Origin of the sequence: Fibrobacter sp. UWB5, from assembly GCF_002210295.1 — a bacterium.
In the GTDB taxonomy this organism is placed as follows: Bacteria; Fibrobacterota; Fibrobacteria; order Fibrobacterales; family Fibrobacteraceae; genus Fibrobacter.
Genome location: NZ_MWQH01000001.1, coordinates 726,589 through 751,790, shown reverse-complemented (window position 1 = coordinate 751,790; position 25,202 = coordinate 726,589). Strand labels below are relative to the sequence as shown.

Sequence of the window (25,202 nt, the reverse complement as noted above, 5' to 3'; positions counted from 1 at the left end):
ATCTCAAAGGATAAAGCCTTAAAGTAAACGACTTCGTGTTTATAATTCTTATTTCAGCATCACTTTCTGAGTCAGGTTGATTCCCTGGCCTGCGACCTTCACAAAGTATGTACCCGCAGCCGCATTCACCTTGAACTGGTGCGTGCCTGCAGAAAGTGTACCCTTGTGAAGCGTTACAACCTTGTGGCCCGTGACATCGAAGAGTTCCGCCGTCACGCCTTGTGTACGATTCACCGAAAGAGTGAGCATGTCGCCACTTACACGCAGAGCCTTGGCACCTGCAACGTGCGGACGCATACAGATTCCCGAAGGATCCTCGAACACGATTTTGATTTCGGGAATCATCTCTTCGGTGTTCTCGAAACCGCGGCTGAAGGCGTCGTACTTGTCTTCGTTAAAGTCCCAGAGAACCTGGTCGCCCGCTTTGAAGTTGTCGTAAAGGATTGTACCGGTGTAGCCTGCGGCATAGTTTGCGATAACGACGCTCAAGGTCTTGTTACGGTCGGCGTAGCTGGAAATGTCGTAAGAGCAAGTCACGGATTCGCCCGCAGGCACGACGCATGCGCCGTCGTCATCATTCACCGGGGTCCAGGTCCAAGCGTCCGTCAGCTTGAAAATCAAGTGCAACTGGGCATCGCTTTCGCCCTTGTTGGTGGCCTCGAACGTGAACGTATTGGCCTTGCTCAAATCCCAGGTTTTCTGGTATTCGATCTGGGCGTTGTCGCCACCGTAAGTGACCGACATCTTGCCATCGCCACTTTCTTGACTGATGGCGACATCCTTGATCTTGATAGAAGCTTCTTCAGTGGCGGCGAGAGATTTCATGGCATCGAGAGCCGGATCAATGGTGTAAGTGTAACCGCCAAAGTTCGATTCGGTCTTGTCGCCAATGTACTGCCAGGCAAGTGCGCCAGCGTAACCACCGTCAAAGGCCTTGCGGTAGCATTCCTCGGTAGAAATCTGAGTCTTTGCAGCCATGCTTGCGGTATAGGTATTGCCCTTCCAGCCGCTTGCCGGGAATTCGCCGATAATCATGGGCTTGTTGTCGTACTTGTACGTCGTCGCCATCTGGGCAGCCGTATTCACGAACGGAGACACGGCATCGTTCTGGTAGTACGGATAGTAATGCGTCTGGAAAAAGTCGAGCGTACCGTTCGATTCGCCACCGGCAGCAATGAGTTCGGAATCGTTCCACCAGCTCTGATACTGGATATTCACGCTACCCGTAGACACGAGCAATTCCGGACTTACCGTGTGGATGGCAGCCGCAATCTTGTTCGTGAACTTCTGGAGCACAGCCTTGTCGAGTTTCTTGGTGGTCCAGCCCACGCTTGTCATGCCTTCGGGTTCGTTGAACACTTCCCAGGTCATGAGCGCATTATGGTTACCGATTGCTTTTACTACCGGAACAAGCGCATTGTCGATAAAGGCTTTGGTGCCCGCGTCTTCAAAAAGCTGCGTGTTTGCGGTAATGTCCAGCTTTTCGTCGTATAGGCCCCACTGATTCGGTTCCATCAGGTTGTGGCTGAAAAGGCACATGGAAACCATCACGCCGTATTCTTCGGCAATGTCCAAGGCCTTTTTCATGTTGGCGATGGTATTTGCCTTGAGACCCGAAACCAGATGTGTGCTCTGATCGATTTCGGGACTTTGGCTCATGTTGTTGAAGAGCCACCAGCGAATGGCGTTACCACCCGCAGCGCGCGTGCCTTCGACAGCCTTGCGCCAAGCGTTTTCGTTCAGGGGGGAATCGCCCACGTCGGAGTTGTAGTCGCTCCAGGCGAGATTCGTACCCGAGAAGAAAATCTTCTTGCCGTTGTACATGAGATCGGTGCCGCTCACGGTGAGTCCCGGGGCAGCGAAAGCAGAAACAGCTCCGCCGAGCAATAAAGCTCCGCTTAAAGCCTTAAAACCAGTTTTTTTCATAATACTCCTCAAACACCACTCTCCTTTGGAGTGGTTATCTGAAAAATACACTAATAAGGCTTTAAACGATTATTTTTTATTTCAAGGCGTTGACATTCATCACAAAAAATGTCCACACCTGCAAAAAAACTAACGCACAATCCAGCCGCCGCCAATCACCATATCGCCGTCGTAGAATACGGCGCACTGGCCAGGGGTCACTGCAAATTGGGATTGTTCAAAACTGGCTAGTGCGCAGCCGTCTTCTAGAATCTTGACCATGCAACGGGTCGGACGCTGGCGGTAACGTACCATGCCCTCGCATTCAAACGTATCGCCCGCGGCGTAGGTGGAGCCTGTAGCCGGATTCACGCCATGCCACACGCTGTTTTCGATACGGACTTCGCTTGCCGAGACGGCCGACTTGTCGGCGGTCACCAGAATATCGCCCGTTTCCGGATTCACGCTCTGCACGAATGCAGGGACACCCAGCGCAACGCCAAGTCCCTTGCGTTGCCCCACCGTGTACTTGTGAAAGCCGTCATGCGTATTCCACACCTTGCCACTTTCATCGACAAAGCGACCCGGGCGTGTCATCGCGCCAAAACGTTCCTGCAAGAAGGCGGTATAGTCGTCGCCGTAAATGTCAAAGCAAATATCCTGGCTGTCGCTGGCGCTCGCATTTTCAAAGCCATGCTTTGCCGCCATCGCGCGAACCTCGGGCTTTTCCATGCCGCCCAGCGGAGTCATCACCCGCGCCATGGCGGAATCGGGCACACCGAACAAGAAGTAACTCTGATCCTTCGCAGCATCGCGGCCCTTGAAAAGCCTGCGCACGCCACCGACCTCCTTCACGTTCACGTAGTGTCCCGTCGAAAGGAAGTCTGCGCCGTGCTCCAATGCAAAGTCAAGCATCCAGCCGAACTTGATATAGCGATTGCAATAGCAGCAAGGATTCGGGGTACGCGCCCCCGCAAAATCCCCGTGACAGCGTTTAAGCACGCGCTCCGTGAATGCGTCGTCACACACGGCCACATAATGCTCTATACCCAAGCGTTCCGCGACCGCGCGGGCGCGCAAAACGCTTTCGTCTTTTTCAGGATCATAGGGATTCGCACCATTATTCGCCAGAGGCGGTAATACGCGAAGCGTTACGCCGAAAACGTCGTAACCCTGCTCCAAGAGCAGGAGCGCCGCCACCGACGAATCCACTCCCCCGCTCATGCCTACCGCTACACGTTTCTTAGTCATACTAATCAAATCGGAGCATGAGTGCAATTTCGAACTGCAGAATCTGGCGCAAGTGCGGCGTTTCGTCATCCAGCTTTTCATGAATCTGGCGGTATTCAATGTAGCTGCTCATCGAGGCTATCTTGTTGAACTGGTAGCCAGCACTCGGGCGAATAAACCATTCATGTGTACGCGACGGCACGGTTCTGTCAGTCAGTTCTAGCTTCGGGTTATAAACTTTATCGGGCAATTCGTCGTACAAGGGGTTTTCGAAGTGCCACTGCTTGAACACTCCGTCCGTGCCACTTTCCTTGTTCCACTTGTCGTAACCGTCGACCGGATCGTATTCCTTACGAATCGTCTTCTTGTAGTCGTAACCGGCAGTGAACTTGAGGTCAATGGAATTCTTGAACTTGAAGAACCACTTGAAGAACTTCACAGCCTTATCGAGCTTGAGCGGATAAGTAATCGTAAAGTCATCGCCAATATTGAACATGAAGTCGTTATACAGCGACGTGTGAATCCACGGAATATCCCAGAAGTAATCGCTGGTATCGCGGCCATGCGCCGTAGAATCCGGCCAGCTCGTAACGCCAATGACTTCTTCCTTCGGGCGTCTGTCGGTATCTTCGATCTTCATGCGCACGCTGTTTTCAATTCGCATGTTGTTCTGCAGCAAGAACGTAATACGAATAAGCGGGTTGAAGTTAATGCTATGCGACCAGGAATCTTCGGCACTCTGGAACGGGTGTACCGTAGTCGTATAAGAGTAATCGAAGCGGTGGAACGTAGACACGCTGCGGAAACTGTTCAAGAACGAAACTCGCTGAGCAAAGTTCGGAACCGTAATACCGATACCGATCTTCGGCCACACCGTCGTAGTGTCAATATACATCGGGTATTCGCGGGCCTGCGAGAAGTCTTCCTTCCATTGCAAATCGCCCGTCACGCCGATATCCCAAATCGGGAGCGTCACGCCGGTACCAATCTGGAACTGGCGGGACACGGAATGTCTAAAGTTACCCTGATACACCAACGTATCGACATGGCGGTTTCTGTACTGGGCGAAACGCTGGAAATCGTCGCGGTGGTCAAGACCCATATCACCCGTGACAATGTTATAGAATCCGCGGTTGCGATAACCGTTACCGAGACCGAGTCCATACAGGTAATACTGCAGTGGAGTCACACCCTGGTCTTCGTACAACTGTGCCAAGGTAAAGTTTTCACCCACCGTGTTGGTGCTTGCCGTCCAGTTAAAGCGCACTTCACGCCACTTGATCTTGTCGAAGGCGGTTGCCACCGGGTTTTCTTTACCGAAAGCGCGGGCCAATTCAAGCACCTTCAAAGACGGAGCAAATTCAAAGCGGTTCGTCTGAGAAATCGTCCAGTAGTTTTTCTCGATCGACGTTTCGTCCATAAAGTCAAAATCGTCGGGAATCGTCTTTTGCTGGTTAAAGTCAGAACTGAAGTTCGTGCTGAACGGCAAGAACGGAATCAGCCTCGGGTTAAAGCCGATCTTGAACTGCTGAGAACGAGAACGTTCGTTACGCAGAATACCGTAAGACTTACCGTAAGTCTTGCTGCCAACGCTATCGACCTTGTAGAAGGTGGTCGAATCGTAGCGGATTTCGTAGGAATCCGGGTTCTGCATATCGATAGCGAGCGTATCGCCGCTTTCAGAAACTTTCGGAATCGTGTCGTAAGGAATAGCGACCACGCTATCGCCCGAAATATACACGCGCTTGTCGGTATGGTCGTAATCAAAGATGTATTCGTTAGCAAACAGGCCACCGTCGCGCGATGTAAAGAAGTTCTTCTTCACGAATGCTTCGCGGTCACCGCCACCGTACATGTCACGCTTGATGTTCAAGGAATAGCTTGTGGTAAGGAACGAGAAAATGTTCCAGCGCATGTTCAACTTGTGGTTCAGTTCCGTCGTGTAAGTCACAATCTTGTCGACTTGCGGTTCCACAAAATCCGGATCGCGGCTCTGGTTCACGTAACGAATGTAGCTCAAGTCAAACACCGTAAGATCGAACGTCTGCGGCCACGGTTCAAATTCCGACTTGGACAAGGGCTTGAGCCATTCGTACTTGGACAAACCTTCGAGCGGTCTGAACTTGAACATGCTGAACGTACCCAGCTTATATTCAAGCACAGTGTGGTAAGAATAGCTGGAATCCGCCGAGGTCGTCGCCTTGCCTTCGGATTCGTTGTAAGAATAGCTGATTGCCGGACGATCCAAGAAGATCTGCGACATCACTTCGCCGAGCTTGGTATCGTGAGCGTGGTAATCCTTGCGGTAGCTAATGCCAAACGACTTTTCGCGAACGTAAGACTGGTAGCCCTTCGATTCCGCTTCGTCACGCAGTTTCTGCTCTTCCTTGTTCGAGCCGACTTCCAGCTTGTTCTGGAACATGTCGCCCGTCATGTCCACGAAGCTACTGCGTTCAAGAATCATGTCGTCCGTCGGCTTCATGTAGGGGCGCTTGGTCGTGCTATGGTAGCCCAAGGAAAGCGGAATGTGGAAGCCGGAACTGTCATTCAGGAACTTGTTCAAGTTCATGGTGAAGTCACCCGCCACATCGAGCTGGGAGGCTGCTACAGAAGCCTTCGGCTTGGGAGAACCGTTCGAAGTCGATAGCGTTGCAAAGTTACCGTCCTGGTAACGGATAGCACCAGAAAGCGAAATAAAGTCGGCAAAGTTGACCTGGCCGCTCGTACGGGCGGCATAGCCCCATTCGGTATCCATATCCGAAAGGCGCAGGTCATCAATCCAGAACGTCCCCTTAATGTCCTCTGCCGAGGCGTTAGAATCGGCAATAATCACAAAGCGCATCCAGTCGACGCTGGTAATCGAGGGGTTACCCACCAAGCGCAACTTTTCTTCGCGTTCACCACCCAGATCTTTTTCGACCGCATTCATGTAAGGCGGACGGCGGCCGCGCTTCAAGTTCGTAAAGTCGACCAAGTCCATGGCAAAGGCGTTGTCGAGCCAGTTGCGTTCATGGCAATCCTGTTCGCGTTCCTTGCCCTTGTTGCAATTATAGTTGACCGGGCGGAAACTCCATTCGTAGTAATCGTTCGAACCTTCCAACGAGCCTTCACCGAACTGGATAGCAAAGCGAACCGGCACATTTTCAGATCCCGAGCTATCGGCATAGTGAATTTCCATCTTGAGGGAACGGTAGCTCGAAAGGTCCTTCACATCCGTTTCGAAAATACGGGTCACGCCCACTTCCTGGCCCGGGCTCATGTCATGGTAATCCAGCACGAGAGCCGTTTCCTTGAGCGGAGCGTTGGAATCGGAATCGCGTTCGGTGCGCGTGTTGGGCGACTTGTGATATTTGTTCGAATCTTCGCGGTTGTTGATAGTCGAAACGCTGATATAGGTATTGTCCCTAGAGGCGACATTTTCAGTCACCTTCATTTCAAGGCCGTTCACTTCGGCAATCTGAGAATGTTCCGACGAGGTCGTCTTGTAGAAGTCGGCAACCGTGCGTTCTTCCCAGGCATTACCGACCACGGCAAGTTGCACAATCTGCACCTTGGCTTCGGCAACGCCATTATTCAACTTGCCGAGCCAAAGCCTGCTGTACTGGGCTTCCGAAAGAATCGTCCGGTAATCGCTACCCGTCTGCGAAACAATGGTATCGTACTGGTCCAGGTAAATGCGCCACTTGCGCCAGCCGTTTTTCAGCTTTTCAAGTTGAGCCGTCGTGTCGGACAAGTCGATGCGGTAACGGACAAAGCTAATGTCCCTGTCCAAAGAACCGTTCTTGTTGATATCTTCGGTATCGTAGGTGCGTTCGCCCGAGTTCTTTTCGGTACCGTTAATATTGACCGGCGGATCGCTTTCATCGTCCAAATCATCGTCATAGTTATCGCGGGAAATATCAGTTGTAGAGGCATCCGTATTCGTCGTATTGTGCCTCTGCTTAATCTTACATTCATCGCCTTGGCAAATCCATTCAATACGTTCTTCTTCAGAACCGGTCTTGTTATCTAAGCCTCTGTCATGCAAGGCGGTCGTTGTACCCAAGTCGTTTTCGCCGTCGTAGAATCCGTTCGGCGCATCACCGCTAATCGAAAGGTCTTCGCTGATCAAACCAAGGTCAAGGTAAATGGAGCCCACATTACCGCGCGCCACGACTTCAATGTATTTCATGTCGCTCAAGTCTTGGTAATAGCTGCTGTTCGGGCGCATGATACCGCCCCAGGAATTACCCGACAGATTGTCGTTTGCCCTGAGAGTCATCTTGAGCACAGTCAAGTGCTGGTTATCGACATCGGAATTGCCCACCGCCGGATAAATGTTCTTGTACAGCTCCGTATTGTTGCTGTGCCAAATGAATTCACCTTGGTGACGGTAGTCCTGGCTCTTGATATAGGTAGAAGCATTCGATTCGATACCGCCCGGAGGCGATGCGTGGTACCAAGAAAGTCTAGACAGCGGATACGTAAGTCCCGATGCCGTCGCTTCGAAATCTTCGACCAAGGCGGACTGGTCGTCACTCGTGTTCGCATTGTGGCGGCTAGCGGCAAATTCCGCTTCGTAGCGCCAGCTGGACTGGGCTGTGGTGTTAATGCCCGGAATCAAGTTCACCAGTTCCGTGAGAGCAGGCACGGTATCCTGCAAGCGGAGGTTCATGCCCCACAGCACGCTGGAATACGGTTCGTTGCCAAGCGTCGGAGTCTGGGCAGTCGTGCTCTGGCTCTTGTACAAGGCGGTAATGCCGAGCACGGAACCCGCACCCATGCCGTACAAGTCCAGCGGGAGTTCTGCACGGGCACCAAGCAACAGCTTGTTGTCGATTTCAAACAGGGGTTCGCATTCGTAACTGACCTTAATTTCCTTGTTCGGGTCGAGGGCGCGTTCGCTCAAAAGTTCAATCTGGCCGAGTTCGTAGTTGACTTCGTAGTCGGTACCGCGAATAAGGGTCGTAGAGCCCGCCGTCACCTTTTCGGTTCCCGGCGAAATATCCATACAGGAATTACCGCTCACGGAATAGCTGGAGCTCGGGTCGCGCACGCTCAAGGTGGAGCTGCGGCGCTTACCCACGGATTCAAAGTAGAATCGGTTCGTATAGCGAGAAAGGTTGTAGACCGGCAACGTATAGAGCTGAGCCATGGCCACCGAAGAGTCCAGGTTACGCAACGGTTCCAAGCAGTTCTGACGGGCCAGTTCGTCCTTGTTGGATTTTCCGGCATAAACAGCGTCATCTCTCGATTTACAAGGCAGCCACATTTCGCCCGTGTAATTACCGGCAGCGTCTTTCTTAAAGATCGTAGCGTCGTTTACCAAGGGGGTTCCCGTCGTGGTATCCACCAGGCCGAGTTTCTTGAGGAAGTCTCCAGAAATGCCCGCCTTGTTTTTCATGCGCAGCACAAAGCTCGAAGAGCTTGCATCCGAAATACCGATGGAATACACGTTACGCAACATCAACTTGTCGATGTCCACGAGTTCCGAAAGGGTGGCGTCCCACTGCACAAGCGCAATCGTATCGCCTTCTTTCACGGCAGTCTTACCATCGCGGTCTTCAGCCCAGCTTGCAGCAAGCAAGGTATTGCGGTTCACGCCGTTAATCTTGAGCACGCCCGTTTTTTCGTCGTAAGAGAACACGTCGTTGTTGGTGTTCTTGATTTCGGCCAATCGTTCCACTTTCTTGACAACCGTCTTCCCGTTCGGTGTCACGTACCTGACGTACACGTTGTCGATGACTTCCTTGGAGTTCGTCGCGCTGCGCTTATAAAGCTTCAGGCTTGTCGCCTTATAGCTCGAAGTCTTTCTGCCCGAAAGCGAGACTTCCTTGATGTAAGTGTTCCTAGCCTCGTTGTTCAAGAAGTAGTAGCGGTATGCGACAAAGCCTTTATCAAGAATCTGGAATTCTGTCGTCGATTCGCTAGCCTTAAGGCTGTATTCTTCCTGGTCGCCACCATCCTGCGAGGCAATGGTGGTCAGGCGCCAGTCGCCCAACTTCCAGTCGGCCTTGATACCGAACAAGCCCTGGTGGTTCTCGGAGTAACCCGTGAGTTCCGTACCCGTCAAAGCGAGGTTCGTAGTACCAGCTTCTACGCGCTGCAGAATGTAGTCTTCAAATTCGTCCTTGTAAGATTCTTCGTAAACCACGCGCACTTGGTTGCGGGCACCGAGGCCTTCTTCCACGTTGTTGATTTCAACCGTGATGTACGGACCGATTTTACCCTTCACCATGAAGTTCGGCGTGTAGTTCAAAGTCGGGCTCGGCCACAGGCTCGTGTTCGTGCTACCCTCGGCATCGTCCTTTTCGCCGTAACCCTTCAAGCGAATGTCCATGGTCCCCTGGAGCATCAGCTTCGGTTTGTCGAGGCCAAAGTCGCGCATCCACGCAGGCATCGTCACCGGAATCGTAATGTCGAACACCGAACCGGTCTCGGGGGTCTCGTAACCGTCGTTCGCCTTACCGACCAAGTCGTTCAACCACAGGCTCTTCTGGCCCACGCTGTACATGTCCGACACGTAGTCCGCCAGTTCGGGGTAATGCGCCGTCCACAAGGTCGTCGTATCGCGAGAAACGGAGTTCACGCGTTTTTCGCTCACGTCCATTTCACGGGTAGATACATCGATATCGTGGCTAAAGACCTGCCCCTTGCTCGTACTCATGAGCGTGGGCGAAGATCCGATGCCACCAAACGGCAACAAGCCGTTCAACGGGTTCACCGAGGGCGGTAACGCAATATACTGGTAAGTCGGCTGCCATTCGGTCTCTGCCGGATCCGGTTCAGACGTCTCGGCATCGCTTGCAGACACAACCGAAACAGAATCGCTCTGGGACCAGGCGATTCCTACGGCAAGGGCGACAGTCGCCACCGGCCACAAGCGTTTTAGACCTTCAAAAAACACAATATTCTTCTATACAGGTGCCCCATAAAATACTGAATTTGCATACCGCAAAACCACCTATAATATGGGTTTTTCCCGCAATTTGTGCGAAATTAGCAATTTTTCAACGATTTGGACGGTTTTCCTTGCGCTACATAAGCAAAAAACGGCCCGCAGAGCGAGCCGTTTTTAAAATTAATTTATTTGTACCGAGCAGTCTCCGTGAGCAAAAAGTCCCCGGGTGTTAACCGGGGACGTTTGCGAGAGCGAGGCGATATCACATTTCCATTTATGTAATAGAGCCGAGCGGTCTCATTAAAGCGGGATGTTGGCGTGCTTCTTCCAGTGCCTCTTCTGTTCCTTGGTCTTCAAGGCATCGAAAGCGGTAATGAGGCGCTTACGAACATCGGCCGGGTGAATCACTTCGTCGACCACGCCCATGGAGGCAGCAACGTAGGGGTTCATCAGTTCTTCTTCGTACTTGGCGATGCACTGGGCGCGAGCAGCAGCCGGATCCGGAGCAGCAGCGATTTCCTTCTTGTTGATGATTTCCACGGCACCTTCGGCACCCATCACGGCCACCTGGGCAATCGGGAGGGCGAACACGTAGTCGGCCCCCACGTCCTTGCTGTTCATGGCGATGTAAGCACCACCGAAAGCCTTACGCAGAATGAGCGTCACCTTCGGCACGGTCGCTTCGGCAAAGGCGTAAAGGAGCTTTGCACCGTGGCGGATAATGCCCGAGTATTCCTGCTTGGAACCCGGCATGTAACCCGGAACGTCTGCGAGGGCGAGGAGCGGAATGTTGAACGCGTCGCAGAAGCGGACAAAGCGGCCAGCCTTGTCGGAACCGTCCACGTCCAAGGAACCGGCGAGCACCTTCGGCTGGTTAGCGACGATACCGATCGCTTCGCCGTTCAGGCGGGCAAAGCCGATCACCACGTTCTTGCCCCAGTCGCTCTGCACTTCAAAAAAGCTGTCGGCATCGGCAAAGGCCGCAATCACGGACTTCACGTCGTAGGCCTGCTTGTAGTTATCCGGAACAATGTCCTGGATAGAAGCGCTGTTGTCGAAGGAAGCGGCCACTTCGTTCGATTCGGACTTGGAGAACAGCTTCTTGAAGAAGCCTTCGTCGTTCTTGGCGGCTTCGGCAATCTTGCAGTTGCATTCGGCAGATTCCTTGCGGTTGCTCTGCGGCAAGTAGCTAAGGAGCTTGCGGACACCTTCAAGGCACTTCTTGTCGTCTTCGTACATGAAGTGAGCCACGCCGGACTTGGAGGTATGCACCGGAGCGCCACCGAGGTCGGCAGCGGTGATGTTTTCACCCATCACCTGCTTCACGACAGCCGGGCCAGTCAAGAACATCTGGCTGGTGTTCTGGGTCATGAAAATGAAGTCGCTGAGAGCCGGAGAATAGCAGGCGCCACCAGCGCAGGGGCCCATGATCACGGCAATCTGAGGAATCACGCCGGAAGCCCACACGTTGCGGGCCATGATGGCGCTATAGCCAGCGAGCGAGAACACGCCTTCGTCAATACGAGCTCCACCACTATCGTTCATGGCAACAAACGGGGCACCGGCTTCCACAGCCATGTCCATGACGCGGCAAATCTTTTCGGCATGGCACTGGCCCAAGGAGCCGCCACCCACCGTAAAGTCCTGAGAAGAGGCAAACACCAGACGGCCATTCACCTTGCCGTAACCGGTCACGACGCCGTCACCCAGGACGACCTTGCTTTCCTTGAGCACGCGGTTGCTCGACTTGCGGAGTGCACCGACTTCAACAAACGAACCTTCGTCGAACAGCATTTCCATGCGTTCGCGGGCAGTGCACTTTCCGGACTGGTGCTGCTTATCGACACGGGCAGCGCCACCGGCTGCCTGGGCCTGGGCCAGGTAGCTATCCAGCTTAGCGATATACTTTTCGTTCCACATTTTGTAAAGAACTCCTGTACTTGTAAGATTTTCGTAGCCAAAATTAGAAAAAGCCGTTGCGCTAGTCAACGACTTTTGTTTCTTTTTGTTTAAATAAGTAAGATGCAAGTAGTTTGTAGGAAGAACCCATGCCGTTACTGAAGCACAGGCGCCAACGACTCCTCACACCATCCATTAAGGTAGGGGCCAATCGACACAATGTTGAAGTTGGCCGAAACGCCATCCTTACCCTGGAATTTAAACCTGAGCGAGCCGAGCATCTTGGCAGCCTGTTCACCCGTAACGTTCTCGCCCCCTCCCCAGCCGGACCGTTTAAAATTACTCCAGGGGATTTTCTTTACAACGTACGAAGACGACTTCGGCATTCTGACAATCGGAATATCGTATCCAAGTTCCCTGTCTTTGGCCTCACCAAGGCTCATTTCAATCGTGAACGACATCTCCGAAGAATATCCAATACATACGCCACCCATGCCGGAGGCATCCGCCAGAACAAGGTTCCTATTTATATCATGACCGGCCAAATCAAAGCCAATGCCTACGTACGGATCATATTGCAAGTCACCTGCGTCCAGCTGGACCGTTCCACAAACACCTGAGCAGACATCGATTACCGGCTGAAATGACTTTTCATCATATTCATTGCCCAGAGGTGCCAGCCATGCAATGGACGACTTGCCGCCATCTTCGGAATCGTCATATTCATACCAATAGCCCCCATCTTGCATATCCGTATCAAATCCCGTCATGATTTGTTCAACGCCTTCGGCACCATTCCAGGTTTCAAAAGAGTAGGCCGGCTTAATGACAACAGACGTTCCATTGCTACTGCTGGAACTTGAAGAAGGCTTACTGCTACTAGAGCTCATGTTTTTAGAACTAGACGAATAGACGGGAGGCACAAATGCAGCACAATCCCCTGGATTGTAAGCGTCGATACTCATAATATTGAACTCGCCTTTCGCACCGTCCTTGCCCTGGATTACGAAATGGAGCGCGACCAAGATTTTAGATGCTTCTTCACCCGAGACTTGCTTCGAGCCCCAGCCCGCCTGTTTGAACTGGCTCCACGAAAAAGCCTTGACCGTTTTCGTAACTGATTTCGGAAGCGTAACAGACGGATTGTCGTAATCTATATGCTTGTCCTTTGCTTCGCCAAGTCCCATTTCGAGGCGGATTGGCGCATCGGAAGTATAAGTCACAACAATTCCACCCATGGCCGAGGCGTCGACCGATACGGGATTTCCCGGAGTCTCTTCACCACCCAAGTTAAAGCCCAAGGCAACAAACGGGTCGTATGACAAGGTTCCCTTGTCGAGCATGTATGTTCCGCAAATACCGCCGCAATGGTCAATAACCGGATCAATGCCATCCATAAAAGGAGGGTCCATTTCAACCGGCCATGTAATTGTGGACATACCTCCGTCGGAATCGTCACCATAAGTGTACCAGTAGCCAGAGGTTTCAGTACCGTTGTCGTAGCCCGTATAAATCGAGTACTCGAACGCCGTAGGATCCCACGCTTTAAAGCAATGCGCCGATTTTACAGGCGAAGGAACGTTTGAATCCGTCGAGGAACTGGACATCTGTGTTTCGCCAGCCGAAGAATTTTCACTCGGCGACGTTTCACTTGACGAAATTTCAATCAACGAAGTTCCACTCGATGAAATCCCATTTGACAAAGTGTCTCTCGGCAACGTCTCAATAACAGTTACCTTGCTCCAACGTTCATCCACACACTCGTAGATGGCATTTTCGCTTAGCACCTTAGCCATATTGCCTTCACGGCTTTCGGTACAGTTCATCAAGTCCTCAGCCGTTTCAACAGCTGCGATATTAGAACCGTCGCCAACCGGATTTTCCGGCAATACCGGATTGTCATTTCGAGATTCATTGGAATTGGAACCGGAATCGCAAGCCACCATGGCAAGCGATGCTGAAAGAACGGCAAAAGGCAAAGCCTTCATCAAAAGCATATCCCCGCGCATTTGAATTCCTCCTGTTTACACTTGACATCCATGAATATAAACAAAAAAGCTCCCGGATGCAAATTCTAGACGCAACCGGGAGCCGCTTCTGTAAGGATAATCCTTAAAAATTACCAGTTCTTCACGTTCTTATCTGCCCAAACGGCCACGTAGCCAGAGCAGTCGCCACCCAAGGCGCCCACAGACATCACGTTGAAGCTACCGGTCATACCGTCCTTGCCCTGGATCTTGAAGTGAAGCGAAACAATTCTCTTGGCGGCATCTTCGCCTGTAATTTTTGCGTTCCGTCCCCAGCCAGCCTGTTTAAACTGAGACCATTTAAACGCTTTCACAGTACCACTTGTGCTTTTGGCTAGCGTGACAAACGGGACGTCGTAATCAAATTCCTCGATGTCATTTTTTTCGCCAAACGATATTTCTAGGGAAGCCCCAACATCGGCTGAATAAGCGATACAAATCCCTTCCATATCAGAGGCATCTACTGCAACGAGGCGTCCCTTATCATCGGTGCCAGCTAAATCAAACGCGACTCCAACATAGGGATCAAAAGTCATTGTTCCTTTATTCAGTTCAAATTTGCCGCAAACGCCAGCGCAGTAATCGATAATCGGATCCAAGGCATTGTCATCCCATTCGGTACCCTTCGGAACGGGCCACACTATTTTTGAGCGACCACCATCAACGTAGTCATCAAAGCTATACCAATAACCGCCATTTTCCTTTTCGGTAATGCAGCCCGTTTCAACTCGATACATTCCATAGTCACCACGCCAAGTCTCAAACTGCCCGCATTTCCCTACCTTGTCCGAAACATCTCTACTGCTGCTGGACCTAGGCACAGAACTACTAGATTTAGGCTTCACACTACCGCTAGATTTTGGTGCAAAGCTGCTGCTGGATTTTTGCAGATTGTACTTATTGCAATCACTAGGATTATACGCTTTGATCGCCTTAATATTGAATTCACCTTTAGAGCCATCTTTGCCTTGTACTCTAAAGCGAATAGACGCGAGTTTTTTTGCAGCCTCTTCACCGGTAATCTCAACGTCTCCCCAGCCCGCCTGTTTAAACTCGGACCATTTAAACTCTTTCACAGTACCATTTGTGTTTTTGGGAAGTACAACAAACGGGTTGTCGTAGCCTATACTGCGATCCATTTCTTCGCCCAAGCCAAGTTCCAAGGTCGCCCCCATACTCGAGGAGTAAGTCACACTGATACCGCCCATTGCCGAAGCATCTACCGTTGTAGGATAGCCATTCTCATCTACTCCTGCAATATTAAATCCCACCCCAGCATAAGGGTCGTATGTTAAAGAACCCTTGGCAAGTTCGAAGGTTCCGCAAACACCACCACAAAAGTCGATAATCGCATCTAATACATCGGGCGATTCGGTTGCCGGAACAGGCCAAACAATCGTCGACATGCCTCCATCAGCGTCATCGCCAAAGGAATACCAATAACCCGACGTTCCAGAACCATTGTCATAGCCGGTTGCAATCTGGTAATCCATTGCGTAGCCATCCCAATCTTCAAAACAGTGGGCGGCCCCAGTAGACTCCGAAGACGAACTCCAAGTCATAGGATTTTTATCGCTAGAACTCGATATCAAGGAAGTTTCATTGCTAGAACTTGAAGACAGGGTTCCCGAAGGCGTTATACTTGAAGATGAATTCTTTTCCGGCACCACGGTAACTTTAGCCCAACGTCCTGCACTACACTGGTATATGGCGTCTTCACTAAGCACGACAGCCAAATTACCGTTGCGGCGTTCAGTACAATTGGGCAAATCTTCAACCGTCTCGACACTTGCCGTATTCATCGAATCGCTGCTAGAAAAATCGTCCACAACGTCCACTGGCGTCGCGGGGTTATTATCACGGGAATCACCGGAATCAGAACCGGAATCGCAAGCCACCATGGCAAGCGATGCTGAAAGAACGGCAAAAGGCAAAGCCTTCATCAAAAGCATATCCCCGCGCATTTGAATTCCTCCTGTTTACACTTGACATCCATGAATATAAACAAAAAAGCTCCCGGATGCAAATTCTATACGCAACCGGGAGCCGCTTCTGTAAGGATAATCCCTAAAAATTAACGGTCAATCTTTTTTTCATTAAGCTTAACAACATCTACGGTCGGAATAACGGTAAAATAGCGTTCTGCAGAACAACCGCCACCAAGGGCGCCCACAGACATCACGTTGAAGCTACCGGTCATACCGTCCTTGCCCTGGATCTTGAAGCGAACGCTCTTCAGCATCGCAGCAGCCTCTTCACCGGTAATCTTACCCGTGCCCCAGCCAGCCTGCTTGAAGCTGCTCCACGGAATATCCTTCACCACGACGGAAGTTGCCTTCGGGAGCGATGCAAACGGAATATCGTAACCGACTTCTGCTTCCTTTTCATCGGAGAGACCTAATTCAAGGCTTGCAGCAAAGTCAGAGGTGTAGGCGATGCACAAGCCACCCATTGCAGAGGCGTCAGCCGCGACAGCGGGGCCATCCCAGTAATCTGCCGGGCCAGCAATATCGAAGGCTATACCGACAAACGGGTTGTAGTCCATTTTGCCCTGTTCAAGCTGGTAGGTACCGCAAACGCCAGCGCAGTAATCGATAATCGGATCCAAGGCATTGTCGTCCCATTCGGTACCCTTCGGAACGGGCCAAATAATCTTCGATTCGCCGCCATCAACAGCATCGTTGAATTCATACCAGTAACCCGACATATCTTCACCGGCGTCAAGACCCGTTTCAATCTTGTAAACGCCTTCGTAACCATACCAAGTTTCAAAGCCGTAATACGGCACGTAGAAACTGCTAGAAGACTTGGGTTCCGGCGGGACAAAGCTCGAAGAAGAGCGCGGCATCGGCGGAATATAGCTGGAGCAGGTTTCATCAAAGGCACCAATGGCCATGATGTTGAAGCTACCGGTCGAACCGCTCTTGCTCTGGATCTTGAACTTGATTACAGCAAGCATGGTTGCGGCTTCTTCGCCAGTGATCTTACCCGAGCCCCAACCGGCCTGTTTGAAATCAGCCCAGGTAAACACCTTCGTGGTCGGAGCAGTCGCCTTCGGGAGGGTTACGAACGGAACGTCGTAACCCACTTTCTGATCCATATAGTCGCCCATGCCCAGTTCCAGCACGGCAGGAGCATCGGACGTATAGGTAATGCGAATGCCACCCATGCTAGAGGCATCAACCACCGTGATGATACCGTTATTATCGTATCCGGCCAAACTGAAGCCGACGCCTACGAACGGATCATATACCAAGTTACCGCCATGATCTAGATAATAGGTGCCGCAAATGCCGCCACAATGATCGATAATCGGGTCAAAAGCATTTTCGTCATACTCGTTTCCGGGGGGAACAGGCCAGATGATTCTTGACGCACCGCCATCGGCGTCGTCCCCGTAAGCGAACCAGTAACCCGAAGTTTCGGAACCATTGTCAAAGCCCGTTTCGATTCGATAAACGCTTTCGGTGCCGTACCACGTCTGGAAACAGTCATAATACGGAGGCGGGGGCGGAGGCGGAACAAGTCCGCTACTCGATGTTTCCGGGACAATTTCGCCGATGCTCGAAGAACTTTCTTCCGGAGGAACGATCGGATCGATGGTCACGCTCGCCTTGGTCCAACGTTCATTGGAGCAGACATAAACGGAATTGCTGATGTTCACGTAAGCCGATTTGCCTTCGCGGCTCGGCGTACAGTTCGGCAAATCTTCCAGCGTATTTACCTGCAAGAAGGCGCCTTCCGGCAATTCGGACACCGGACCGGGTGTCGGATCGTCCGAAGCCTTGACGGTCGTATCGGCACTAAAATCGCACGCAACCATCGCCAAGGAGGTCGATACAGTTGCAAATGCAAGAGATTTTCTGAGGTTAATCTTTTTAGAACTCATAGTGAAATCCTCCTTAATTGACTCACTATCCCAAATATATAATCAAATAGAACAAAGCGTTTTATATACAGACAAGTGTTCAAAATCGTGTTAATCCAGTCACGACTTTTTGCACTTTTTCTAAGACCTAATTCTGACACAAAAACAATGTCGTACATCATCTTACATTTTGCCGAGTCGAAGCAATAAGCATTAGCTTATTGTTGAGACGAAGGGCGACCAAAGACTTACTTTTCCTTTTGGAGTTCTCATATTTCTTTGGTCGCATAAAAAATAAGACTCCGTGTAATACGGAGTCTTACAAAGATTTTAAGAAGCCAATTAAAGGAATACTTCGATACCGCCGCGGCACTTTTCCCAGGTGCGGTTCTTCTTGCACAGAAGATCCATCATCTTGTCGTAAGTGGCGGTATTGGCAAAGCCCTTCCACAGGCGACGTTCCACGGATTCACCGGAATCCTTGTCAATCGTCGTGATGGTGTCGTAGTAAGCCGGATTGTCCTTGAATTCAGAAATCAGGATACCCTTCAAGTCTTCGGTGTAAATCTTGGAAGCATACTTGAGGATGGAATCGTTGAAGTTGAGTTCGTTTTCGACCAGCCATTCGAAATCCTGGATCGGGTCACCGTAGATGAGCCAGTGCTTCAGGGCAAGGGCCACCACCAGGTCCTTCACGGCGCTACGGAAGATAAACTTGTCTTCGAGGCGGCCGTTCCAAGTGATACGAGTCAGCGGGTTATCGTCGTTCGCTTCGATAGACACGCCCTTACCCGGGGTCACGCGGCGAATCTTGATCGGCAAGCGGCTAAGGAGCTGCCATGCCTTGGTAAAGGCGATGGTCTTGCGCACGAAGTCGCGTTCCTTGTCCGGAGACACACGCACGAACGCGCCGAAGCAGCGCTGGTACAGGGTTTCCTTATCAAAAATGCAGTCGCTGGAGCGGCATTCGCTGAGCTTGCCATCCATCATGAAGAGGGTCTTGGCAAGTTCGGGGCGCATACGCACTTCGAGCTTACGGGTACGTGCCTTGAGGCGCACGCCATCCTTATAAACGTAGGTAAAGCCTTCTTCCTGGTAACGCTGCCAAATGAAGAACTGCAGGTCGTCAGCAGCACGCAGATGGTAGCTGAACACCGGGTTCTGGCGGTTGTTGGCCATGGTCACCTGGTTCAGGAAGTTGTCGGCACCAGGATACGGCACCACCACCTTCACGAGCACCTGCGGGTTCACCGGCTTCTTGCTCTTCTTGGCGTACTGTTCGTAGGTGAACAGGGACTGGGCACCGTTAATAATCTTCGGACGTTCGATATAGAGAACCTTCTTGCCGTCGCGTTCCTTGAGGCGCAGGTCATCACCGGTAAGGGTCATACCGTTATGCAGGAACGGGAAGTCGTCCACATTCACGTTCTGGTCGTCATTGCGTTCCATGGTCTGGAAGGCATCGATCAAGGCAGCGTTCGTGTGAGTGAGGTTGCCGAGGTAAGTACGGATGTTGCTCGAGACGATAGCCATGTTGTGCTTGGTCTTGAGACGCTTACCGAGGTTCACGTGATAGTCAAAAATCGTGCGAATCGGGCAGAAACCGAGGAACAGTTCGCCGTGATCGCTGGTCAAGTGCAACGGATCGGAATCCATCACGATTTCGAGCTTGTCGTCGGCGCTGCGGAAATCGCGGGTCAAATCGTCATGTTCGGCAATGATTTCGAGTTTTGCCTTGACTTCGTTCTTCCAGATACCGAGCTTGCGGCGCATATCCTTGAGGGTGCGTTCCAGTTCGGAGTCGGTAATATCGCGGGTCGCACGGGTACGGAGAACCGTAATTTCGAGCGTTTCCATGTACGGACGACTAGCCGGAGAATCATCATCTTCGTCTTCGTCGTCATCAGAAATCTTGTTCACAGCCCAGGGGTCGGCTTCTTCGCGCAGCGACATGAAGAACGGATTAGGAGGGTCGCTGGTACGGAAAACGGCAATCTGGAGCTGTTTCAGGTCGGAATTGAGGTGGGAAACGACCTTTTCGAGCGGAGTGTCTTCATCGAGGAAGATGAAGAATTCCATAAAGCCTTGGGAGTATTGGAAACCATGGAAGCAGCCGTTTTCATCAAGGTTTAGATGCCGGAGTGCCTTAATTCGGTCAGTAGGATCGTTGGGATTGAGACTCAAGAGGCTAGCCACAAATGCTAGACGGCGTTCCTGCGATTTGGTTAATTCCATTTTTTCCTCAGTTTTGTTATTTTACAATAGCAAAATGCGGGTGCAAACAGGGGCACCTTATATATTACTATCATATTTGTATCCTAAAAATAGCATCAAAACACCCTTTTGAGCAACTTAAAGACAATTTTTTTCATTTTTTTTCATTAATGGCCCCTATTTATAGTGAACATTTGTATAAAAATCATACTTTTTTGCTTTTTTTGTAGAATGTTTCATCTTTTCGGGGCAAAAATGCTATGATTTACACTATAGGAGATGTTCCCATGAACTTGTTAGACATTATTCGTAAAGCTAAAGCCGAAAAAGCCACCTCGTTAGACCTTTCCCAAAAAGAACTGAGAATTCTTCCTCAGGAACTTTTCGAACTGGAAGACCTCGAAGAGCTCATCCTCGACCGTAACATGCTCGTGGAACTTCCCGACGACATTTGCAAGCTGAAAAAGCTCAAAAAGCTCTCCGTGAGCGAAAACGACCTGATGGAACTCCCCGAAACCATCGGCGAACTTACAAATCTTGAACACCTGTACCTGGGTTACAACAGCCTGTCCGAACTTCCGGATTCCGTCGGCAACCTCGAGAAGCTCGAAACGGTGAATATCGCCAAAAACCAACTTTTGGACCTGACCCTCGAAGTCGGCAAGTGGACCAACGTCACCAAGATTTCTCTGCACGACAACATGCTTTCCGAAGTGCCTCCTACCCTCGGCAAGCTGAAAAAGCTCCGTAAGCTTTACCTCGACAACAACGACCTGACTTCCATTCCGGCCACCCTCGGCCACCTGGAATCCCTCGAAGTCCTGATGGTGTCGGGTAACAACCTGGGCGCAATCCCCTCGGAATTCAGCAACCTGAAAAAACTCAAGGAACTGGTCCTCGACGCAAACCAGCTCGCCACGCTCCCCGAAAGCCTCGCCGAATGCGACAGCCTCGAAACGATTTCCGTCGTCGAAAACCCGATGGAAGGCGGAATCCCGCGCGTGCTCCTGGACAAGAAGGGTCTGAGCATCGACCAATAGCGTAGACTGTAAAAGTCGGCTGTGGTTAGGATTGGTTGGAGAAAGGATAATGAGTAATGTGAAATGTGAAATAACTAATGAGAATTCAATAATTGCTCATTTCACATTCCTCATCCCACATCTCATTTTTCTCGTCTTCCTCACTGCCTGTAGCGATTTTTTCGAGCCGGTGGATTCTACGCCGGCGCCAACAGAATATTCGTTCAACTACTGGCTTTTGCAAAAGACTTACCTGTTCGAAGACGAACTGCCCCTGCTGGATGAACAGGGCGATTCGGTAAACGAACTCTACAACAAGCTGTCCGACCCCTACACCCGTTACGTTCCGCCGTCTAAAAGCGAAGCGGCAATCTCGCATATCAACACGAGCATTGTACCGGGCGACGTAGGCATGGAATACACGCAGTTCAACCAGATGGAGCACCCGCTCGTCATTTACCGCGTGTATCCCGAAAGCCCGGCAGGCAGGGCAGGCATCCCCCGCTACGGCAACATCCTGAATGTCAACGGCGTCGAAATTTCTGGCGACCGTGCATTCAACATCTACGATTCTGTCCTGACTCAAAACAAGGAAATTTCGATCACGGTGGCCTACGCGGGCGACACCAACACATACGAACTGACCAAGGAAGACGTTTACGCTCCGACCGTATTTGTCGACACCTTGAACGGAATCGAAATCATCACCATTACCGGATTCAAGCTGAACACCGTCGACAAGAAGAACGGCACGCTGGGAGAACTCACAACTTACCTGGAATCGACCAGGAACTCGACGGCACCCCGACTCATTGACTTGCGAGGGAACCCGGGCGGTCACGTAAATCACTGTACCGCGATGGCAGACTTGTTCATGGAAAAGGGCAATATCTCAACCCGCTCCTGGCGAAGCTTTGCAGGCGACGGCACGCCCCTTTACAACAAGGTGACCGTGGTCGCCAAGCCGGGCGACGCCGGCGAGAAAAAGAAATTCGTGGCACTCGTGAATGGCGGGAGCGCAAGCTGTGCTGAAATCTTTGCGGTAGCACTCCAAGAAGGCGCAGAAATTCCTATCGCAGGAACAGTCAGCTACGGCAAGGGAATTGGCCAAAGTACCTGGAAGACAATGGCCGGGGGACTTTCGCTCATTACGAATCTGGAGTTCCTGACTCCCAAAGGAAATTCCTACCACAAAAAGGGAATCATTCCCGACTACCCTTGTTCCGAAGCATCGCTGCAATGCGGCTTTGACGCACTCGAAAGCAAATACGGCAAGAAGGGCTCCTCGAAGACGGCCTTTAAAAAGAGTGCAGCCGATGCAAACGAGCCACAGATTTTACGCCGTTACAAAGACTTGGGCGGCGCAATTATAGAAGGAGAGGAATAAATGAAACTGAAAAAGACACTCGCCATTTTTGGCGCCATACCATTTTTATTTTCGGCTTGTTCGCAATCCGTAAGCAGCTCGTCGGACGAGCGCGACATTATGGCCGACTTGTTCCCCGAAATGGAACACATCAATAACGAATACGAAGCCGAACTCTATTTCAATTATGAGATGCTCGACCTGTTCTACATTTACGCCCACATGCGTAACGAACTGGCCGACGATTACAAGGTCTACCTGAACAAGGGAACAAGCCAAGACAGCCGTACCAAGGGTTACTGTTCTGCAGACTACTACGACGTGTGCTACATGTACAACCAGATGGCCGACCCCTTCACCCGTTATTTCGACCCCCTTGTCGCAGACCAGATTTATTCCAGCATTCTGGAATCCGAATCCATCGTAGGCATCGGCGCGGAAGTTGAAGAAATGCTGGATTCCACATCCCGCTACTTGGTTATAACCGAAATTTATCCGGGTTCTCCGGCACAAAAAGCCGGCTTGATGGTCGGAGACATCGTGACCCAAGTAGATGGCCTTAACATTACTTCGGCATACAATTTCGAAAACATGTGCACCGGCAACAAAGACGATGTCATCAACATCGTTGTCACCCGCAACTCGGAACCGGTTAGCATTAAAGTGACTATCGACGAATACAACGAACCCTCCGTCAAGCTCACTTACCAAGACTCCATTCCGGTAATCCTGATTAAGGAATTTGTCGTGACCTCGATTAGCGACAGCGGTTCCTATGGAGAATTCGTGGCAGCCCTCAAAAAGACCGAAGGCGCCACCTCCACGATCATCGACTTGCGCGACAACCCCGGTGGCGAAACCGAACAGTGCGCCAACATGGCCAAAGAACTGCTTTCTGCTGGCGACACCGTCGTGATCGATATCGAAGCCACGGTCGATTCCATTCCCGATGGCCGAGGCATGAAGTATTTCCAGAAATTCGATACACTTACCGTTACCGCAGAACGCGACGGAATTGGCAAGAACCGCTACTACGTCTTTATGGCTGACACGGGATCGGCAAGCTGCGCCGAAACCATGCTCTCGGCACTGACGGCAAACCGCAAAGTTCCGGTCGTGGGCCAGCTGACTTACGGAAAGGGAATCGGACAACTCGTGATCCAGACCGAAGTCGGAGAAGGTCTCGCCCTAGTGACGGCCCTGCAAGGCTTCGACAAGAACTGGGATAGCTACCATGACTTGGGAATCGTTCCGGACTTTGAAATCAACAATCCGGACGAACAGATGGCCAAGGCCGTGGAACTCGCCAAAGAAGCTCAGTTTGTTCGCGCAGCCGGCTACGGAACGCAAAAGCTCAACCACTTCTCTAAAGAACATGAGCACGAAGCCTCTGGCAGAGTTCCGACTGCCAAGGACCTGAAGCTGAGATATAAAATCGCGAAGTAATTACAGACTACGCATACGCACCATCACGTCGGTGGTGTCGTTTGCTTTTACGGCAGGGGCGGCGAGAGTCGCCTCTATTTGTTTGCGGATTTCGGCCACCTGTTCCTTGAGGCGAGCAAGCCTCTGCCCTTCCAGCTTGGGGGCGGCAATCATGGTCTTGGAGGCCGGATTGATCCATTTGCCCTTTTCGTTCTTGAAACCCAGATGCAGGTGCGGGCCGGTGCTTCGTCCCGTGGAACCCACGCGGCCGATGCACTGGCGCGCAGCCACCTTGGAGCCTACCTTGACGCCGCGAACAGAGAGGTGCATGTACCAGCTTTCGGAACGGTCCCTGTGGCGAATGGCAATCTTGTTACCGCTAAACTGGTCAAAGCCCGAAACCGTCACAATACCTTCGGCAACGGCATAAACCGGCGTGCCCGTGGGGCTACCGTAGTCAATGCCGGCATGCATTTTGCGCTGGCCCGTAATGGGGTGAATGCGGCTACCGAAGGGGCTCGTAATATGCAGGCGGTCCAGCGGGTAACGCAAGCCATCAAAGACGAGCGCTTCACCCTTTTCGGTATAGTGAGCATTAAAGGAACTTTTCGGATCCGGATCTTCGTAACGGAAAGCTTCATGGTGTCCCACGATGCGGCCGTTGAATTCGGCGTAAACGACTCGGCCCGAAATCCAGATAGAATCCTGGTAGAAGGTTTCTTCGAGCAAAATGCGGAACTTGTCGCCGGCGCGAGCCAAGGGGAATGCCACCTTGCACTGGAGCACGCCACTGACAATACCCACCATGCGGCCGGGAATGCCCACCTTGAAAAGCGTGCCGTTCAAGGTGCTGCCTTCGGTAAGGGCTCCCTCGAAAACAGACTGACGGCGGGTTACCGGCTTTTGAATGAGGGTGTAGACGTAACCGTTTTCTGTACGGCTGAGCATGTGGATGTTCGCCGGATTCGGGGCATAACGGAATCGCTGGACACTGCCCGAAGAGTCTATAGCGGCGTAAAAGACCTGGCCCACGCGGAGTTTGGAAAGTTCGGCGCTGTCCTGGAGGGCAAGCACAATCTTGCCGCGTTCGCGTTCGTTGATCTGCATGCGGACAAGCACCTGGAAAAGGCCATCGCCGGCACGAACGGTATCGTTGTGCACAATCCAATTACCAGGCTGCATTTGCAGCTGTTCAATCTCGTTAGTCAGGGAATCAATTTGTGCACGGAGTTTGTCGCCTTCATCTTTCAGTTTCTGGATTTTGCCTTCTTCATTACAGCCAAGCAAGGAAAGCAAGAAAAATGCGGATAAGACAACAAGCAAAAAACGGTTCACATGCACCTCAAAATGATGGTACAAAATAGAAAAA

The 25,202-nt window shown here is 51.5% G+C and carries 12 protein-coding genes; 3 read left to right on the top strand and 9 right to left on the bottom strand.

The genetic code is table 11. The annotated features are described in order from the left end of the window. Nucleotides 1-48: 48 nt before the first annotated feature. From B7989_RS03125 to B7989_RS03090, 8 genes are all read right to left on the bottom strand, one after another. Entirely contained in the window at nt 49-1,926 is a 1,878-nt protein-coding gene (locus tag B7989_RS03125; protein ID WP_088627142.1) for a T9SS type A sorting domain-containing protein, read from the bottom strand. Between the two features lie 129 nt (nt 1,927-2,055). Next, nucleotides 2,056-3,156 (bottom strand): tRNA 2-thiouridine(34) synthase MnmA, encoded by a 1,101-nt coding sequence (mnmA, locus tag B7989_RS03120; protein ID WP_088627141.1) that lies wholly within the window; start codon nt 3,154-3,156, stop codon nt 2,056-2,058. A 1-nt stretch (nt 3,157) separates the two neighbouring features. Further along, nucleotides 3,158-10,021 carry a cell surface protein SprA gene (gene sprA, locus B7989_RS03115; RefSeq protein WP_233144221.1) on the bottom strand — a complete coding sequence of 2,288 codons (6,864 nt, stop codon included), beginning with the start codon at nt 10,019-10,021 and terminating at the stop codon, nt 3,158-3,160. Nucleotides 10,022-10,315: 294 nt separating this feature from the next. Further along, nucleotides 10,316-11,935 carry an acyl-CoA carboxylase subunit beta gene (locus B7989_RS03110; protein WP_088627139.1) on the bottom strand — a complete coding sequence of 540 codons (1,620 nt, stop codon included), beginning with the start codon at nt 11,933-11,935 and terminating at the stop codon, nt 10,316-10,318. A gap of 134 nt (nt 11,936-12,069) precedes the next feature. After that, nucleotides 12,070-13,923, bottom strand: coding sequence for a hypothetical protein (locus B7989_RS03105; protein ID WP_088627138.1), 1,854 nt, complete (start codon nt 13,921-13,923; stop codon nt 12,070-12,072). 110 nt (nt 13,924-14,033) lie between these two features. Next, the gene (locus tag B7989_RS03100; RefSeq protein ID WP_088627137.1) at nt 14,034-15,905 is read right to left on the bottom strand and encodes a hypothetical protein; all 1,872 of its coding nucleotides are present in this window, start codon (nt 15,903-15,905) and stop codon (nt 14,034-14,036) included. Nucleotides 15,906-16,015: 110 nt separating this feature from the next. Continuing rightward, the gene (locus tag B7989_RS03095) at nt 16,016-17,830 is read right to left on the bottom strand and encodes a hypothetical protein (RefSeq protein WP_088627136.1); all 1,815 of its coding nucleotides are present in this window, start codon (nt 17,828-17,830) and stop codon (nt 16,016-16,018) included. A gap of 321 nt (nt 17,831-18,151) precedes the next feature. Next, nucleotides 18,152-20,044 carry an AIPR family protein gene (locus tag B7989_RS03090; protein WP_088627135.1) on the bottom strand — a complete coding sequence of 631 codons (1,893 nt, stop codon included), beginning with the start codon at nt 20,042-20,044 and terminating at the stop codon, nt 18,152-18,154. Nucleotides 20,045-20,310: 266 nt separating this feature from the next. On the opposite strand from B7989_RS03090, the gene B7989_RS03085 reads away from it, so the two are divergent. The 3 genes from B7989_RS03085 (at nt 20,311) to B7989_RS03075 (ending at nt 23,854) form a co-directional block, all read left to right on the top strand. After that, entirely contained in the window at nt 20,311-21,063 is a 753-nt protein-coding gene (locus B7989_RS03085; RefSeq protein WP_088627134.1) for a leucine-rich repeat domain-containing protein, read from the top strand. 169 nt (nt 21,064-21,232) lie between these two features. Further along, the gene (locus tag B7989_RS03080) at nt 21,233-22,429 is read left to right on the top strand and encodes a S41 family peptidase (protein ID WP_158212855.1); all 1,197 of its coding nucleotides are present in this window, start codon (nt 21,233-21,235) and stop codon (nt 22,427-22,429) included. Beyond that, nucleotides 22,430-23,854 carry a S41 family peptidase gene (locus tag B7989_RS03075; RefSeq protein ID WP_088627132.1) on the top strand — a complete coding sequence of 475 codons (1,425 nt, stop codon included), beginning with the start codon at nt 22,430-22,432 and terminating at the stop codon, nt 23,852-23,854. On the opposite strand, the gene B7989_RS03070 is transcribed toward B7989_RS03075, so the two are convergent. Next, a complete protein-coding gene (locus tag B7989_RS03070) occupies nt 23,855-25,168 on the bottom strand; it encodes a M23 family metallopeptidase (protein ID WP_233144220.1) in 1,314 nt (437 codons plus the stop codon). Nucleotides 25,169-25,202: the final 34 nt, after the last annotated feature.

Excerpts from the sequence above, each read along its gene's own strand:
- B7989_RS03125 (WP_088627142.1), bottom strand. The coding sequence starts at position 1,926 with ATGAAAAAAACTGGTTTTAAGGCTTTAAGCGGAGCTTTATTGCTCGGC.
- mnmA (WP_088627141.1), bottom strand. The coding sequence starts at position 3,156 with ATGACTAAGAAACGTGTAGCGGTAGGCATGAGCGGGGGAGTGGATTCG.
- B7989_RS03110 (WP_088627139.1), bottom strand. The coding sequence starts at position 11,935 with ATGTGGAACGAAAAGTATATCGCTAAGCTGGATAGCTACCTGGCCCAG.
- B7989_RS03105 (WP_088627138.1), bottom strand. The coding sequence starts at position 13,923 with ATGCGCGGGGATATGCTTTTGATGAAGGCTTTGCCTTTTGCCGTTCTT.
- B7989_RS03100 (WP_088627137.1), bottom strand. The coding sequence starts at position 15,905 with ATGCGCGGGGATATGCTTTTGATGAAGGCTTTGCCTTTTGCCGTTCTT.
- B7989_RS03095 (WP_088627136.1), bottom strand. The coding sequence starts at position 17,830 with ATGAGTTCTAAAAAGATTAACCTCAGAAAATCTCTTGCATTTGCAACT.
- B7989_RS03090 (WP_088627135.1), bottom strand. The coding sequence starts at position 20,044 with ATGGAATTAACCAAATCGCAGGAACGCCGTCTAGCATTTGTGGCTAGC.
- B7989_RS03085 (WP_088627134.1), top strand. The coding sequence starts at position 20,311 with ATGAACTTGTTAGACATTATTCGTAAAGCTAAAGCCGAAAAAGCCACC.
- B7989_RS03075 (WP_088627132.1), top strand. The coding sequence starts at position 22,430 with ATGAAACTGAAAAAGACACTCGCCATTTTTGGCGCCATACCATTTTTA.